Source organism: Sphingomonas sp. S-NIH.Pt15_0812, assembly GCF_003951315.1.
Taxonomy (GTDB): Bacteria; Pseudomonadota; Alphaproteobacteria; order Sphingomonadales; family Sphingomonadaceae; genus Sphingomonas.
Genome location: NZ_QLJH01000010.1, coordinates 100,028 through 115,118, shown reverse-complemented (window position 1 = coordinate 115,118; position 15,091 = coordinate 100,028). Strand labels below are relative to the sequence as shown.

Annotated in this window: 14 protein-coding genes and 1 tRNA gene; 7 read left to right on the top strand and 8 right to left on the bottom strand. The window is 72.9% G+C overall.

The genetic code is table 11. The features are described 5' to 3' along the window. Positions 1-52: 52 nt before the first annotated feature. Positions 53-334: a hypothetical protein gene (locus BRX43_RS08955; protein WP_125994500.1), complete on the top strand. Its 282-nt coding sequence runs from the start codon at positions 53-55 to the stop codon at positions 332-334. 73 nt (positions 335-407) lie between these two features. On the opposite strand, the gene purH is transcribed toward BRX43_RS08955, so the two are convergent. The 4 genes from purH to BRX43_RS08935 form a co-directional block, all read right to left on the bottom strand. Beyond that, positions 408-2,018, bottom strand: coding sequence for a bifunctional phosphoribosylaminoimidazolecarboxamide formyltransferase/IMP cyclohydrolase (purH, locus tag BRX43_RS08950; protein WP_125994499.1), 1,611 nt, complete (start codon positions 2,016-2,018; stop codon positions 408-410). Positions 2,019-2,136: 118 nt separating this feature from the next. Then, positions 2,137-3,876 (bottom strand): heparinase II/III family protein, encoded by a 1,740-nt coding sequence (locus BRX43_RS08945; protein WP_125994498.1) that lies wholly within the window; start codon positions 3,874-3,876, stop codon positions 2,137-2,139. Positions 3,877-3,896: 20 nt separating this feature from the next. Next, complete coding sequence (gene rpe / locus BRX43_RS08940) at positions 3,897-4,571, bottom strand: ribulose-phosphate 3-epimerase (protein ID WP_125994497.1); 675 nt, start codon at positions 4,569-4,571, stop codon at positions 3,897-3,899. A 10-nt stretch (positions 4,572-4,581) separates the two neighbouring features. Then, the gene (locus BRX43_RS08935) at positions 4,582-5,898 is read right to left on the bottom strand and encodes a transcription antitermination factor NusB (RefSeq protein WP_125994496.1); all 1,317 of its coding nucleotides are present in this window, start codon (positions 5,896-5,898) and stop codon (positions 4,582-4,584) included. 99 nt (positions 5,899-5,997) lie between these two features. Between BRX43_RS08935 and BRX43_RS08930 the strand changes: the two genes are divergently transcribed. Then, positions 5,998-6,159, top strand: a complete 162-nt coding sequence (locus tag BRX43_RS08930) for a DUF1674 domain-containing protein (protein WP_125994495.1) — start codon at positions 5,998-6,000, stop codon at positions 6,157-6,159. A 56-nt stretch (positions 6,160-6,215) separates the two neighbouring features. Further along, positions 6,216-8,066 carry an AsmA family protein gene (locus BRX43_RS08925; RefSeq protein ID WP_125994494.1) on the top strand — a complete coding sequence of 617 codons (1,851 nt, stop codon included), beginning with the start codon at positions 6,216-6,218 and terminating at the stop codon, positions 8,064-8,066. Positions 8,067-8,290: 224 nt separating this feature from the next. Here BRX43_RS08925 and BRX43_RS08920 read toward each other — a convergent pair whose 3' ends face one another. Continuing rightward, positions 8,291-9,268, bottom strand: coding sequence for an NAD(P)H-dependent glycerol-3-phosphate dehydrogenase (locus BRX43_RS08920; protein ID WP_125994493.1), 978 nt, complete (start codon positions 9,266-9,268; stop codon positions 8,291-8,293). Beyond that, positions 9,265-10,290 carry a tRNA (adenosine(37)-N6)-threonylcarbamoyltransferase complex transferase subunit TsaD gene (gene tsaD, locus BRX43_RS08915; protein WP_125994492.1) on the bottom strand — a complete coding sequence of 342 codons (1,026 nt, stop codon included), beginning with the start codon at positions 10,288-10,290 and terminating at the stop codon, positions 9,265-9,267. Before tsaD ends, BRX43_RS08920 begins: the two co-directional genes overlap by 4 nt. 82 nt (positions 10,291-10,372) lie before the next feature. Here tsaD and hemC point away from each other — a divergent pair, with 82 nt between their 5' ends. From hemC to BRX43_RS08900, 3 genes are read left to right on the top strand one after another with little or no spacing between them, the layout of a single operon-like run. Then, positions 10,373-11,284: a hydroxymethylbilane synthase gene (gene hemC, locus BRX43_RS08910; RefSeq protein ID WP_125994491.1), complete on the top strand. Its 912-nt coding sequence runs from the start codon at positions 10,373-10,375 to the stop codon at positions 11,282-11,284. Then, entirely contained in the window at positions 11,281-11,925 is a 645-nt protein-coding gene (locus BRX43_RS08905) for a uroporphyrinogen-III synthase (protein WP_125994490.1), read from the top strand. Before hemC ends, BRX43_RS08905 begins: the two co-directional genes overlap by 4 nt. Before the next feature lie 33 nt (positions 11,926-11,958). Then, positions 11,959-12,885, top strand: a complete 927-nt coding sequence (locus tag BRX43_RS08900; RefSeq protein WP_125994489.1) for a hypothetical protein — start codon at positions 11,959-11,961, stop codon at positions 12,883-12,885. Positions 12,886-13,060: 175 nt separating this feature from the next. Here the strand turns inward: BRX43_RS08900 and BRX43_RS08895 are convergent, their stop codons facing one another. Then, positions 13,061-13,768: an RlmE family RNA methyltransferase gene (locus BRX43_RS08895; protein ID WP_125994488.1), complete on the bottom strand. Its 708-nt coding sequence runs from the start codon at positions 13,766-13,768 to the stop codon at positions 13,061-13,063. Beyond that, complete coding sequence (locus BRX43_RS08890) at positions 13,765-14,799, bottom strand: Ppx/GppA phosphatase family protein (protein ID WP_125994487.1); 1,035 nt, start codon at positions 14,797-14,799, stop codon at positions 13,765-13,767. Before BRX43_RS08890 ends, BRX43_RS08895 begins: the two co-directional genes overlap by 4 nt. A 145-nt stretch (positions 14,800-14,944) precedes the next feature. Here BRX43_RS08890 and BRX43_RS08885 point away from each other — a divergent pair. Further along, positions 14,945-15,018, top strand: a tRNA-Gln gene (locus BRX43_RS08885). Positions 15,019-15,091: the final 73 nt, after the last annotated feature.

Genomic DNA, 15,091 nt, shown 5'->3' with positions numbered 1-15,091 from the left:
GGGGGGCTGGTGCGTAGCCTGATCCGCATCAACCAACAGGGAATGGTATAGAATGAAGAAGATCGCACTCCTGCTGCCCGTCGCGGCAGCGCTGGCGCTGTCGGCCTGCGGTGGCAAGGGCGACGACAAGCTCGGCGACCGGGTCGAGCAGGCCGCCGACAATCGCGCCGACGCGCTGGAGGCGCAGGCGGACAATCTGGAGGATCAGGCCAAGGCCGTGCGCAAGAGCGGCGAGCGGCAGGAAGACGCGATCGACGCCGCCGACGTCAATGCGCAGGCCATGAGCGAAAGCCAGAAGGACGCGCTGATCAACGGCAGCGAGAAGCTGCGCTGATCGTGACGTGGCGGCGGGACGTCCCGCCGCCACCGCCCGTGCTCCCGCGGACGCAGGCGCACGGGCCCGGTCATCAATGGCGGAAGTGGCGCATCCCGGTGAAGACCATCGCCAGCCCGGCCGCATCGGCCGCCGCGATCACTTCCTCGTCGCGGATCGAGCCGCCCGGCTGGATCACCGCCGTCGCCCCCGCCTCGACCGCCGCGAGCAGTCCGTCGGCAAAGGGGAAGAAGGCATCCGACGCCACCGCCGAGCCGATCGTGCGCGGCTCCGCCCAGCCCGCCTTGTCGGCGGCATCCTTGGCCTTCCACGCGGCGATGCGCGCCGATTCCAGCCGGTTCATCTGGCCCGCGCCGATGCCCGCGGTGGAATTTCCCTTGGCATAGACGATCGCGTTCGACTTGACGTGCTTGGCGACCGTCCAGGCGAAGCGGCAATCCGCCAGTTCCTGCGCGGTCGGCGCGCGCTTGGTCACCACCTTCAGCATCTCGTCGGTCAGCCGGCCGCCGTCGCGCGACTGGAGCAGCAGCCCGCCCGCGATCGACTTCAGCGCCAGGCCCGGACGCTCCGGATCGGGGAGTTCGCCCGACAGCAGCAGGCGCAGGTTCTTCTTGCGCGCGAACACCGCCTTGGCCGCGTCGCTGGCGTCGGGCGCGACCACCACCTCGGTGAAGATGCCGGAGATCGCCTCCGCCGTCTCTTCGTCCAGCGGACGGTTGCAGGCGATGATGCCGCCGAACGCCGACACCGTGTCGCAGGCGAAGGCGGTCTTGTACGCCTCCAGCAGCGTGTCGGCGGTGGCGACGCCGCAGGGGTTGGCATGCTTGACGATCACCACGGTCGGCGGGCCGTCGCGGAACTCGCTGACCAGCTCCAGCGCGGCGTCCGCGTCGTTCAGGTTGTTGTAGGACAGCGCCTTGCCCTGCAACTGCTCGGCCTGGGCGATGCCGCGGCCATGGGGTCCGCGCGGCATGTAGAGCGCCGCCGACTGGTGCGGGTTCTCGCCATAGCGCAGTTCGTCGGCATGGCGGGTATAGGCCATGGGCAGCGTCTGGGGGAAATGCTCGCCCTGGTCGGCGAAGGCGAACCATTGCGCGATCGCCGCGTCATAGGCGGCGGTGGCGGCGAAGGCGCGGGCGGCCAGCCGCTTGCGCGTGGCATGCGTCGTGCCGCCGGCGGCGATCTCCGCGATCACGACCGGATAGTCGGTCGGGTCGGTGACCATCGCGACATAGCCATGGTTCTTGGCGGCGGAGCGGACCATCGCCGGGCCACCGATATCGATATTCTCGATCACCTCGTCGCGCTCCGCGCCGCGCAGCACCGTCGCCTCGAACGGGTAGAGGTTGACGACGACCAGGTCGATCGCGCCGATGCCGTGATCCTGCATCGAGGCGGCATGGCCGGCATCGTCGCGCACCGCGAGCAGGCCGCCATGCACCTTGGGGTGCAGCGTCTTGACGCGGCCGTCCATCATCTCCGGAAAGCCGGTCAGCTCCGACACGTCCATCACGGTCAACCCCGCATCGCGCAGCGCCTTGGCGGTGCCGCCGGTCGAGACCAGCTCGACGCCATGCTGGCTCAGCGCCTGGGCGAAGTCGACGATGCCGGTCTTGTCGGAAACCGACAGCAGCGCGCGGCGGACGGCGACGATGTCGGGGGCGGGAACGGCGACAGGGGTCATGGAATATCCTCGGGGGGATGGGGGAAAGGAACGGTTGCGGCGGCCTTACACGCTAGGAACGGCCGCACCCAAGCCCCTGCGATCCGATTTTATACCGGGATCGTCGCCCCGGTCCGGATCACGCCGCCCGCTTCATCACCCAGCTGACATGGGCGCCGCCGCCGGTGGCCTGGCCGACGATCACGAGCTGGCGGATACCGACCGGCCGACCCTGCCCGTCGATCCACAGGCTGTCGTCGATCGACAGCGTGCCGCCCTTGCAGCGGAACTGCCAGATTGCGCCGTTCGCGGTGCGCAGAATCACCGCCGGCCCCTCCGCCGGCGGCGTCGCCTCCACCCCCGGCCCCAGATGGAAGCGGAGCGTGAAGGCGGTGTCGGCACCGGGCCGGCGCTTGCCCGCCGGCAGCAAGGCGTCCTCGCCGCGCAGCTCGCGCCCGTCGCCGGTCAGCAGCAACTGGCGGCGATGGAGGAAGCCCCAGCGCGCGGCATAGCCGTCATGGCTCGCCTCGATCCGGCTCGCCCCCTCGGATTCCTGGCGCGACAGCTCGACCTCGGTGACGCCGCGCCCCAGCGTGCCGTCGGGAAGGATGGCGGTGGAGTTGCTGTCGGCCAAGGTCAGCGTCGAATGCGCGGCGGTGGTGCGCAGCCCCTCCGCCAGCCCGCCGGGCAGTTGCACGACATGGTCGCGCGCGCCGCCGCAATTGACCACCAGCCGGTCCGGCCCGTCGGAGAATTCGAACGCCAGCGTCGAGGCGCAGCCCCCCGCCGCCAGCCGCGCGATCGGCGGCGGGGCGGCATCGACGATCAGCACCGCCCCCGCCGCCGCCAGCCGCTGATAGCCCCAGTCGCGCGACTGGCGTAGCGGCCGGGTGCGGATGCAGCTCGCCTCGATCACCGCGGCGACATGCGCCTCGGTCGAGGGGCCGCCGCCCTGCCAGCAGGACAGGGTGCGGTCGCCATGCATCACGCCGAGCAGCGCCGGCACCATCCGCGACAGGGCGGCGCGCATCAGCTCGGGCGGCTCCAGCCCGCGCGCCTCGTAACAGGCGCGGACCATGCCGAGCAGCATCACCGCCTCCAGCAGGTCGGCCGGGCCGCGCGACACCACGCCGCCATCGCCGAAGGTCCCGCTGGCCAGCGCCCGCGCCAGCCCCCGCTCGCCAAAGGCCCGGCGCTGCTCGCCGCCGGGGATCAGCAGCCCGGCGGCGATGATGCCGCTCCACGCCGCGATCCGGCCGGTCCCCGCCACCGCCTTGTCGGCCCAGCGGTCCAGATGCCGCGCGCCCCGCGCCAGGGCGTTGAGCAGTTGCGCCCGGTACACCACGTCGGTCGACGACAGGATCAGCGGCGCGTGCGCCGTCCAGAACAGGATGCGCCGCCCCCACAGCGCCGGCGACCAAGCAGGATCGGCCGGCTTGTCGGCATGGCGCGCCAGCCAGCGGCTCATCAGCGCCTCCGCCACCGGTACGCCCTGCGACAGCGAGCCGGCCATCGCCAGGTCGCGCAGCCAGTCGAAGCCGTGCAGATACTGGTCGAACCCCGGCGTCCAGTCGGGCTTGGCGAGGTCCAGCCGTGCCAGGTCGCGTGCCTCGCCCAGATAATTGATCTGCCCGGCCAGCATCGCCTTGCCGCGCGCGACGTCGCCGGGGATCGGGTCGATCGGCACCGCCACCAGCCGCACCGGCTGGCGGCCGTTCAGCCGCAGGCCGTGGAGCGGCGCCGCCCAGGCGAAGGAGCGCAACCGTTCCGCCACCCGCTCCGCCAGCGACGGGGTGCCGCCCCCGGCGGCGCGGACCAGGCGCTTGCCCTCCTCCACCCCGTCGATCGGCACGTCATCGCTGGAACGCGGCCGGAGCATCGCGTCGAACGCGGGCCGTTTCACCCGGCGCGCAGCGCCGCGATATTGGCGGCATATCGGCTCGGCCCGCCGCGGAAGGCGGCGGTGCCCGCGACCAGCGCATCGGCCCCGGCGGCGATGCAGCGCGGCGCATGGACCGGATCGACGCCGCCATCCACCTCCAGGTCGATGTCGCGGCCGGTGGCATCGATCATCGCGCGGATCGCGGCGATCTTGCCGAGCTGGCTGTCGATGAAATGCTGCCCGCCGAACCCCGGATTGACGCTCATCACCAGCACCAGGTCGACCAGGTCGATCAGATAGTCGAGCGTGTCGACCGGCGTCGCCGGGCACAGCACCACGCCGGCGCGCTTGCCCAGCGCCTTGATCGTCTGCACCGTGCGATGGACGTGCGGCCCCGCCTCCGGATGGACGGTGATGCAGTCGGCCCCGGCCTCGGCGAACGCCTCCAGATAGGGGTCGACCGGCGCGATCATCAGGTGGACGTCGAACGGCTTGGCCGTGACCGGCCGGATCGCCTTCACGATCGCCGGCCCCATGCTGATGTTGGGCACGAAATGGCCGTCCATCACGTCGATATGGATCCAGTCCGCACCGGCTTCGTCGATCGCGCGGACCTCCTCGCCCAACCGGGCGAAGTCGGCGGACAGGATGGACGGGGCGATGCGGACGGGACGGGGGGCGCGGGTCGACATGGCGGCCCTGTTAGCGAACGCCGGAGCCCGACGAAAGCGTGCGCGTCAGCTGCGCGATGAAGAAGCCGTCCATCCGGCCCCGATCGGCCAGCATCGTCGGCCCGGTGCGCAGCCAGCCGCCCGGATCGGCCGTCACCCCTTCCGGCAGCACCGCCGCCGCAGGCGCAACCAGCGCATAGTCGCTGCGCGATTCGAGGAACGCGGCCAGCCGCCGCTCGCCCTCCGCCGGCTCCAGCGAGCAGGTGGCATAGACCAGGGTGCCGCCCGGCTTCACCCAGTCGGCGGCGCGGGCGAGCAGCTTGCCCTGCATCTCCGCCATCTCGGCGATGACCGAGGGGCGGACACGGTAGAGCACGTCGGGATGGCGGCGGAAGATACCGGTCGCGCTGCACGGCGCGTCGAGCAGCACCACGTCGGCGGGCGCGGGCGGCGTCCAGTCGAGCAGGTCGGCGCGCACCACCTCGGCGGACAGGCCGGTGCGGTCGAGATTGTCCGAAAGTCGCGCCAGACGACTTTCCGACTGGTCGACCGCCGTGACCCGCCAGCCGGCGGCGGCGAGCTGCAGCGTCTTGCCGCCGGGCGCGGCGCACAGGTCGAGCAACGTGCCCTCCCCCGTGCCGATCAGCCGGGCGGGCAGCGAGGCGGCGATGTCCTGCACCCACCAGGCTCCCTCCTTGAAGCCGGGCAGGTCGGGGATCGGCGCATGATCCGGGCCCAGCCGGACATGGCCGGGCGCGAGGCTGACGCCGTCCAGCCGCTCCGCCCAGGCCGCCGTCGCGGCGGGATCGCGCAGCGACAGGTCGACCGGCGGCGGCGCGGCGATCGCGGCCTCCGCCGCCTCGACCATCGCCATGCCCCAGTGCATCTCCCACCGCGCCGCCGCCGAATCGGGCAGGCGCGCGACCTCCGGCAAGGTCACGCCCTGGCGCATCAGCGTGCCGAACACGCCATGGACCAGCTTGCGCGGGCCGCCATCGACCAGCGGCAGCACCGTCGCGATCGCGGCATGCGGCGGCGTGCCCAGTCCCAGCACCTGCGCCAGCGCGATGCGCAGCGCGAACCGCGCCTTGGCATCGTCGGGCAGGCGCTGGCGCGTCGCGCTGTCGATCAGCGCGTCGAGATCGGGCAGGCGGCGCAGCGTCTCCGCCGCGATGGCATGGGCCAGGCCCCGGTCCGGCCCGCCGGGCAGCGCGCGGGTGGCATGGGCCAGCGCCGATTCGAGCGGCTCGCCCCGGCGCAGCACCGCGTCGAGCAGGCGCAGCGACGCGCGGCGGGTGGCGGTGCCCAGCGGATCGGGCTGGCGTGGGGAAGCGGGCGGTTTCGGCATGATCGTGGAGCAACCGTTCTTGGAATAAGCGGGCCTCGCGCCCGGTGGACCGCGACCCTATATGGGCGACACCCCGCCCGATACATGTGAGAGCCAGCCATGGGCCAGCGTCCCGACCACGTCAAACCGCCCGAATATCTCTCCCCCAATCCGCCGGTGCCGCAGCCGCGCCCCGCGCCCGAACGCCAGGACGATCCGCTGGGGCGCGATCCGGTCCGCTATGGGGATTGGGAACACAAGGGAATCGCGGTGGATTTTTAAGTCTGCACTCCTGACGCAAGCGGAACGATCGGCAGGGCTTACGCGTCGAGCCTGATATGGATCATACCGGACGTCGTCGCCGGATCGTCGCGGCGGCGCTGATCGGGCTCCTTCTTCTACTATTGCTGCTGGTCGCCGCCTTCCCCTGGGGCTGGCTGCGGCCGCTGGTCGAGCGCGAGGCGAGCCGGCGGTTCGGTCGGCCGGTGACGATCGGGTCGGTGGAGCGGACCGACTATTTCGGCTTCCGCCCGCTCATCGCCGTCCGCGACCTGCGCATTCCCCAGGCGGACTGGGCCGGTCCCGGCGATTTCGTGAAGATCGACCGCCTGCAGTTCCGCCTGCCGATCTGGACGATGCTGCGCGGCGGCGTCCGCCCGCAGGATATCGTCGCCAGTGGCGTGGCGCTGTCCTTCGCGCGCGACAAGGCCGGCCGCACCAACTGGCAATCCCCCGACGCGCCCCGGGCCAAGGGCGGCGAGCAGGACAGCGGCACCGATCTCGGCACGCTGACCGTCCGCGATGCGGTGATCCGCTATGCCGATGCCAAGCGCGACCGGACGGCGCGCCTCACCCTCACCGCCGATCCGGTGACCGGCCTGCGGGCGCAGGGCACCGGCACAGTGGCGGGCGCGCCGGTGCGGCTGGCGCTGGCCGGCCCGGCACCGACCAGTGGCCGGCCCTGGCCCTTCACCGCGCGGATCGAGGGCGACCGGCTGGCGATGACCGCGACCGGGCGGATGGACCGGCCGCTCGACCCCGCCCGCATGGACATCGCCGTGACCGCGCGCGGCGACGATCTGAAGCGGATCGACACGGTGATCGAGGCCGGCCTGTTCCACACCCGCCCGGTCACGCTGAAGGCCCGGGTGCGCCACGATCCGGACCGCTGGGTCGTCACCGGCCTGACCGGCACGATCGGCCGGTCCGACCTGACCGGCCATGTCACGGTCGACAAGGTGGAGGGGCGGTCGAAGATCGATGGCGCCTTCACCAGCAAGGCGTTCGACTTCAACGACCTGACCTCCGCGCGAGGGCGGGCGGAGGCGGCGGCGCTGGAGGCGCGGATCGGCCCGCGCCTGGTGCCCAATACCCGGATCGACATCGGCAAGATCGATTCGACCGATGGCCGGCTCGCCTTCAAGGTCGGGCGGATCGTCGGCAGTTCCTCGCCCCCGGTCGAGGGGCTGGCGGGCGTGCTGACGCTCGACCATCGGCTGCTGACGCTGGCGCCGCTCCGGCTCGACCTGGCGCAGGGACGGATCACCGGCCGCGCGGTGGTCGACCAGCGACGCGGCCAGCCCGCGCCGACGCTGACGCTCGACCTGAATCTGGCGGGCGGCGATGTCGGTGCGTTCGCGGCGGGCGGCGCCTTCACCGGCAAGCTGGCGGCGCGGGTGCGGCTGACCGGCACGGGCGAGACGATCCGCGCGGCGGTCGGCCGGTCGAGCGGCACGATCGGCTTCACCGTGCGCCAGGGCCAGTTGCCGGCCCGCTACGCCGCCGCCCTGGGCTTCGACGCCGGCCGCGCGCTGCTGGCGGGCAGCGACGACCATAGCGCGCTGCGCTGCCTGGTCACGCGGCTGCGGATGACCAACGGCACCGCCCGCCCCGACCCGCTGGTGATCGACACCGCCGTCAGCCAGTTGCGGGGCGAGGGGCTGATCCGCTTCCCCGACGAACGGCTGGCGCTGACGCTGCACGGCGCGCCCAAGGGATCGGCGCTGCTGCGCATTCCAGGCCAGGCCTATCTGCGCGGCACGATCCAGGCACCTCAACTCACCGTCCCGCCCGAGGTGCGCTCGGCGGGCAACATCCTGAAGGCGATCGGTCGCAAGATCACCGGTCACAACGGCCCCACCGCCACCGACGCCGACTGTGCGGGCCTGTCGGCGCGGGCGCTGCGGTAGGCGGTCTGCAATTTTCTAGATCAAGATGCCATCGGGTCGACCCCAGCCGTCATTGCGAGCGTAGCGAAGCAATCCACCGCCGCGCGCGTGACGCCCTGGATTGCTTCGCTGCGCTCGCAATGCCGAGCGGAGGTCGCGGCCCTGTCATCGAACCATAAAGGCGCGGACACGCAAACCGGCCTGGCCGCTTGCGTCACCGCTTCGCGCGCTTGGCACGTCCCTCTTCAAACCCCCTCGTCGCGCAGCGGACGGGCGAGGAGCGCGCCGATCACCTCGGTCGCGCCCGCGCCGTCCAGCAGGCGGCAGACCGCGTCGGTCACCGGCATGTCGACCCCCGCCTCGCGCGCCGCCTGGGCCAGCACCGGCGCGGTGAACGCCCCCTCCGCCACCGTCCGCCGGTCGGCGAGCAGCGACGCGGCCGGCTCGCCCCGCCCCAGGCCGACGCCCAGCGAGAAGTTGCGGCTGCTGGTCGAGGAACAGGTCAGCACCAGGTCGCCCAGTCCCGACAATCCCGCCAGCGTCTCCGCCCGCGCGCCGCGCGCCAGGCCGAACCGGGTCATCTCGGCAAAGCCGCGCGCGATCAGCGCGGCGCGCGCATTCTGGCCCAGCCCGGCGCCCTCGACCACGCCGCAGCCGATCGCCAGCACGTTCTTCACCGCGCCGCCGATCTCCGCGCCGGTCACGTCGCTGGAGCCATAGGGCCGGAAATGCGGCGCGGCGATCCGCTCCGCCAGCGCCGCGCGCAAGCCTTCGTCCTCGCAGGCCAGGGTCACCGCCGTCGGCAATCCGCGCGCCACCTCATGCGCGAAGGTCGGGCCGGACAGCACCGCGATCGGCGCGTGGCGGTGGACGGCGCGCGCCACCTCGCCGACCAGCCGCCGGCTGCCCGCCTCGATCCCCTTGGCGCACAGCACCAGCGGGCGGCGACCGACCGGCGTTTCGGCCAGCACCGCGCCGACATGCTGCGCCGGCGCGACCACCAGCAGCGCGTCGACCTCGGCCAGGTCGGCGAGCACCCCCGTTGCGCGGATCGTCGGGGCCAGATCGATGCCGGGCAGGAACAGATGGTTGCGCCGATCGGCGGTGACGCTGTCCACCACCTCCGGCTCGCGCGCCCAGAGCAGCACCTCGCGCCCGCCATGCGCCGCCACCTGCGCCAGCGCGGTGCCCCAGGCGCCGCCGCCGATCACCCCGATCCTCATGCCTTCACTCCCGCGCCACGCACCGCCTCCGCCGCCGGGTCGAGCGGCCAGCGCGGTCGCGCCGGCAGGTCGAGCGGATCGGTCAGGCCGGCGGCGAACCGCTCCGCGCCCGCCCAGGCGATCATCGCCGCATTGTCGGTGCATAGCCAGAGCGGCGGCGCGACGAAGCGGCGGCCATGCGCCGTCGCCAGCGCCTCCAGCGCCGTGCGCACCGCGCCGTTCGCCGCGACGCCGCCCGCCACCACCAGCGTCCCGGCATCGGGCGCGGCCTGGAGCGCGCGCGTGGTGCGGTCGATCAGGCAGTCGACCACCGCCGCCTGGAAGGACGCGGCCAGATCCTCCGCGGAATATTGCCCGACCGCGCGCGCCACCGCGCTCTTCAGCCCGGCGAAGGAGAAATGCGGCTCGGCCGCGCCCTTCAGCGGACGCGGCAGCGGCACCGCCTTCGGATCGCCCAGGGCCGCCGCCCGCTCCACCGCCGGACCGCCGGGGAAGCCCAGCTTCAACAGCTTGGCGGTCTTGTCGAACGCCTCTCCCGCCGCGTCGTCGATCGTCGTCGCCAGCCGCTTGTAGCGGCCGACCCCCTCGACCAGCAGCAACTGGCAATGGCCGCCCGACACCAGCAGCAGCAGATAGGGAAAGGCCAGATCGGGATCGGACAGGCGCGGGCTGAGGGCATGGCCCTCCAGATGGTTGACCGCGACCAGCGGCTTGCCCGTGGCATGGGCCAGCGCCTTGCCGGTCACCAGCCCGACCATCACCCCGCCGATCAGGCCCGGCCCGGCGGTGGCGGCGATCGCATCGACCTGGTCCAGGGTCACGCCGGCATCGTCCAGCGTCGCCGCAATCAGCGGCTCCAGCGCCTCGACATGCGCGCGCGCGGCGATTTCGGGGACGACGCCGCCATAGGGGGCGTGCGCCGCCTCCTGCCCGGCGAGGCGATGCGCCAGCACGCGACGGTCGCCGGTGACCAGCGCCGCCGCCGTCTCGTCGCAGGAGGATTCTAGGCCAAGGATCAGCATGGCTCCCCCTGTAGAACCATTCGCGGCGAAGGGGAAACGTCCCCTCTTGCCCAGCGGTCGGGCCAGCGGCTAGGCGGGCGGGATGATCCGGTTCCGGCTCGGCACGCGCGGTTCGCCGCTGGCGCTCACCCAGGCGAACATGGTGCGTGACGCGCTATGCGCCGCGCATGGCTGGTCGCGCGACCAGGTGGAGCTGGTGGTGATCCGCACCACCGGCGACCGGGTGCAGGACCGTGCGCTCGCCGAGATCGGCGGCAAGGCGCTGTGGACCAAGGAACTCGACCGCGCGCTCCTCGGCGAGGAGATCGACGCGGCGGTCCATTCGATGAAGGATGTCGAGACGGTGCGCCCGGATGCGATCGCGATCGCCGCGATGCTGCCGCGCGCCGATGTCCGCGACCGCCTGATCGGCGCGACTTCGCCCGTCGACCTGCCCCTCCATGCGACGCTGGGCACCAGCAGCCCGCGCCGCCGCGCGCAGATGCTGCGCCACCGGCCGGACCTGAACGTCGTCCTGCTGCGCGGCAATGTCGAGACGCGGCTCGCCAAGCTGGCCGCGGGCGAGGTCGACGCGACGCTGCTCGCCGCTGCCGGACTCGACCGCCTGGGCCGGGGCGAGGTCGGCGTCGCGGTGCCGACCGACCTGATGCTCCCCGCGCCCGCGCAAGGGGCGGTCGGCATCGAGGTGCGGCGCGCGGACTCCACCGCGCTGGTCCGGCTGGCCGCGATCGACGACGCGCCGACCCATGTCTGCGTCGCCGCCGAACGCGCGCTGCTCGCCGCGCTCCGTGCCGACTGCCACTCGCCGGTCGCGGCGCTGGCGAGCCTTGCGGGCGAGACGCTGTCGCTGCGCGCCGAACTGCTGTCGGAGGATGGCGTGCATTCGGTCGAGGGGGCGGTGGAGGGCGCGGTCGGCGAGCCGCTGGGCGACCGCCTGGCCGCCGATCTGCTCGCCCGCGCGCCCGATCCTGTGCGCCGCTTGTTCGGGGCGTGACCCGGCCGATCGCGGTGCTCCGCCCGGAACCGGGCAATGGACGCACCGCCGATCGGCTCGCCGCATTGGGCGCAACAGTGATTCGCCGTCCGCTCTTCGCCATCGTCCCCGTCGCCTGGACACCGCCCGACCCGGCCGGTTTCGACGCGCTGGTGCTGACCAGCGCCAATGCCGTCCGCCACGCGGACATCGCCGCCACGTCGCTCGCCCGCCTGCCGGTCTGGGCGGTGGGATCGGCGACGGCGGCGGCGGCGCGCGCGGCGGGCCTACGCGTGGTGCGGACCGGTGCGGCGGGCGTGGCGGCACTGACCGCGGATCGTGGCGAGACCCGCCTGCTCCATCTGGCCGGGCGCGAGCGCATGGCGGTGCCGGGCGTGACCGCGATCACCGTCTATGCCGCCGACCCGCGGCCGGTGACGCCGGCGGACTGGGCCGGATTGTCGGGCAGCGTCGCATTGCTCCATTCGGCCCGCGCGGCGCGGGCGCTGGCGGCGGGCGGCGTGGACCGCGCCCGCATCCGCCTCGCCGCGCTCAGCCCCGCCATCCTGACCGCCGCCGGCCCCGGCTGGGGCCGCTCCACGGCGGTCGCCGTGCCGGAAGAGGACGCCTTGCTGGCGGCGGCCATCGCGCTTGCCGATTGACCGCATCGCCCGCTGCGGGGATAGAGGCAGGCGATGAGCAGCTACGCGCCCACCGATCCGCCGCGATCGCGGATATCGCGCCTTTGGCTGGCGCTCGTGCTGGTCGTGATCGCCTTTGTCGGCGGCGGCGCGGCCGTCGCCTATCTGGCGCGCACCACCAGTTTGTTCGCCAGCAAGGCCAGCACCGCCGCCGCCGCGGAACGGGGCGAGGCGCTGGCCAGCCATTACCAGCCCGCGCCGCCCGTCGGCGTCACCGGCGCCCCCGCGATCGATCCGGCAACGCTGGTGACGCGCGAGGCCGCGCTCGCCGCGCAGCTTTCGGCGCTGGAGGCCCGCGCCGCCGCCGTCTCCACCGATGCCGCCGCCGCCGGTGCGCAGGCGACGCGTGCCGAGGCGCTGATGGTCGCCTTCGCCGCGCGCCGCGCGATCGATCGCGGTGCCCCGCTCGGCTATCTGGAGGAACAGCTCCGCACCCGCTTCGGCCAGGCGCAGCCGCGCGCCGTGTCGGTGGTGATCCAGGCCGCCCGCACGCCGGTGACGATCGAGGATCTGCGTCAGGGACTCGACTCGCTGGCCCCGTCGCTCGCCGCGCCGGCCAGCGACGGCTGGTGGCAGGATATCCGCCGCGAACTGGGCAGCCTGGTCGTGCTGCGGCCCGAAAATGCGCCCTCGACCCGCCCGGCGGACCGGATCGCGCGCGCGCGCGGGCTGCTTGCCGATGGCCGGGTCGAGGCGGCCCGCGCCGAGATCGCCCGCCTGCCGGGGGCGGATGCCGCCAGCGGCTGGATGGCGGCGGCGCATCGCTACCTGCTCGTCCACCAGGCGCTCGACGTGCTGGAGACGGCGGCGATCCTGGGCCAGGCCCAGGGCGCGCAGCCCCAGCCCAGGATGATGGTCGCGCCGCAGGACGACGATGCCCAGCCGGCGGACGGACCGGTGACCAGCACCGTCACGTCATAAGGCGCGTTCGAACCCCCTTCCCGTCATCGGCACGGTGAAGGGGGAGCCGTTGCAGAAATCCGGCAGACCAGGGTGTCCAAGCGCACGGTGGCGACCTTCGCGAAGGTCTCGCCCTGGCCGGGGTGGCGCAAGAGGCGAGCCAGCCGATCGCGCGACGCCCTCGGCCCGCCGCCCCTCAATCCTCCGAGGATTCCGGCTCCGCCTCCGCCTCGCTCTCCGCCGCACGGCCCTTGAACCCCTGCGCGATCACGAACCACTCCACCGAACCCTTGCGGCTGGCGGGCGGCTTGGCATGTTTCACGGTGGCGAAGTTGCGCTTCATCTCCGCGACCAGCGTCGAATCGGCCCCGCCCGCGAACACCTTGGCGACGAACGCGCCGCCCGGCCGCAGCACGTCGCAGGCGAAGAGATGCGCCGTCTCGACCAGCGCCATGGTGCGCAGCGCGTCGGTCTGCGCATGGCCGACCGTGTTCGCCGCCATGTCCGACAGCACCAGGTCGGGCGCGCCGCCCAGTGCGTCGATCAACGCGCCCGGCGCCTCGTCGGCCATGAAGTCCATCTGGAAGATCGTCACCTCGTCGATCGGATCGACCGGCAACAGGTCGATGCCGACCACCCGCGCCCCCGGCGCCCGGCGGCGCACGACCTGCGTCCAGCCGCCCGGCGCGATGCCCAGATCGACGACGCGCTTCACGCCCTTCAACAGGCCGAACCGCTCGTCCAGCTCCAGCAGCTTGTAGGCGGCGCGACTGCGATAGCCCTCCGCCTTGGCGCGGCGCACATAGGGGTCGTTCAACTGGCGCTCCAGCCAGCGCGTCGACGCCGCCGTGCGCCCGCGCGCGGTGCGCACCCGCTGGCGCCCGCTCATTCCTCCGCGGCTCATGGTGTCGTCTCCCCCATCAATCGGCGGAGGATGCCCTCGCGGATCCCCCGGTCGGCGATGCCTAGCCGCTCGGCGGGCCAAAGGTCGAGGATCGTTTCGAGGATCGCGCAGCCCGCCACGACCAGATCGGCGCGCTCGTTGCCGATACAGGGGATCTGGGCGCGCTCCGCCAGCGACTTGGCGGCGATCGACCGGCTGATCTCCCGCATCGCCGCCGCCGGTGCGATCAGCCCGTCGACGGTGTTGCGGTCATAATGGCTGAGGCCCAGATGGACGCTCCCCAGCGTCGTCACGGTGCCGCTGGTGCCGAGCAGGCGCGGCCGCTCGACCCGCGGCAGGCGCGCGGCGAATCGCGCCATCCCCTCCGTCGCCAGCGTCCGCATCCGCGTATAGGCGGCAGCGCGGCCCTCGGCATCGTCGCTGCCCCCGGCGCTCTCGGTCAGCGACACCACGCCCCAGGGCATGGAATGCCAGTCCAGCACGCGCGGCACGACCCCGCCCGTGTCGACCAGCACCAGTTCGGTCGATCCGCCGCCGATGTCGAACACCAGCGCCGGGTCGGAGCCGGGCTCGATCAGCGCATGGCAGCCGAGCACCGCCAGCCGCGCCTCCTCCTCGGCGGTGATGATGTCCAGCCGGATGCCGGTTTCGGCATGGGCGCGCTCGATGAAGTCGGTGCCGTTGATGGCGCGCCGGCACGCCTCGGTCGCGACGGAGCGGGCGAGGACGACGTTGCGGCGCTTCAGCTTGTCGGCGCAGACGCGAAGCGCGGCGATGGTGCGGTCGATCGCCGCGTCGCTCAGCCGGCCGCTGGCGGCCAGCCCCTCGCCCAGCCGGACGATTCGCGAAAAGGCGTCGACCACCGCGAATCCGCCGCCCTGGGGCCGGGCGATCAACAGGCGGCAATTATTGGTGCCGAGATCGAGCGCGGCATAGGCCTGCGCGTCCGCCCATCGGCCGCGGGGCGGCCGGGTCGGCGCCGGACGGGCAGGATGCGCCTGCCGGTACGGCTGTCGGGCGAAATTCCCCATGAGCCGTGATACTTTCGTGTTCGTGTTCTGCCGTCACGGCCGTTGCCGACCGCTCGGTGCTTGCCTTGCAACGTAGCGATGCGCGGGGCCGCTCACAAGCACTGTTGACAGGCTTGGCGCCACCGCCTAGATGGCCGCCTCCGGTTGCCCCGTCGTCTAAAGGTAAGACTACGGACTCTGACTCCGTCAATTGAGGTTCGAATCCTCACGGGGCATCCAGGACTATCCCACAGCACGACTATCCGATCGTCCCAGGCGCTGAGCCGCCAGTGGCGCGATCGCGTGTGGCCGC

Coding starts and splice junctions, on each gene's coding strand:
- BRX43_RS08955 (WP_125994500.1), top strand. CDS start 53: ATGAAGAAGATCGCACTCCTGCTGCCCGTCGCGGCAGCGCTGGCGCTG.
- purH (WP_125994499.1), bottom strand. CDS start 2,018: ATGACCCCTGTCGCCGTTCCCGCCCCCGACATCGTCGCCGTCCGCCGC.
- BRX43_RS08945 (WP_125994498.1), bottom strand. CDS start 3,876: ATGCTCCGGCCGCGTTCCAGCGATGACGTGCCGATCGACGGGGTGGAG.
- rpe (WP_125994497.1), bottom strand. CDS start 4,571: ATGTCGACCCGCGCCCCCCGTCCCGTCCGCATCGCCCCGTCCATCCTG.
- BRX43_RS08935 (WP_125994496.1), bottom strand. CDS start 5,898: ATGCCGAAACCGCCCGCTTCCCCACGCCAGCCCGATCCGCTGGGCACC.
- BRX43_RS08930 (WP_125994495.1), top strand. CDS start 5,998: ATGGGCCAGCGTCCCGACCACGTCAAACCGCCCGAATATCTCTCCCCC.
- BRX43_RS08925 (WP_125994494.1), top strand. CDS start 6,216: ATGGATCATACCGGACGTCGTCGCCGGATCGTCGCGGCGGCGCTGATC.
- BRX43_RS08920 (WP_125994493.1), bottom strand. CDS start 9,268: ATGAGGATCGGGGTGATCGGCGGCGGCGCCTGGGGCACCGCGCTGGCG.
- tsaD (WP_125994492.1), bottom strand. CDS start 10,290: ATGCTGATCCTTGGCCTAGAATCCTCCTGCGACGAGACGGCGGCGGCG.
- hemC (WP_125994491.1), top strand. CDS start 10,373: ATGATCCGGTTCCGGCTCGGCACGCGCGGTTCGCCGCTGGCGCTCACC.
- BRX43_RS08900 (WP_125994489.1), top strand. CDS start 11,959: ATGAGCAGCTACGCGCCCACCGATCCGCCGCGATCGCGGATATCGCGC.
- BRX43_RS08895 (WP_125994488.1), bottom strand. CDS start 13,768: ATGAGCCGCGGAGGAATGAGCGGGCGCCAGCGGGTGCGCACCGCGCGC.
- BRX43_RS08890 (WP_125994487.1), bottom strand. CDS start 14,799: ATGGGGAATTTCGCCCGACAGCCGTACCGGCAGGCGCATCCTGCCCGT.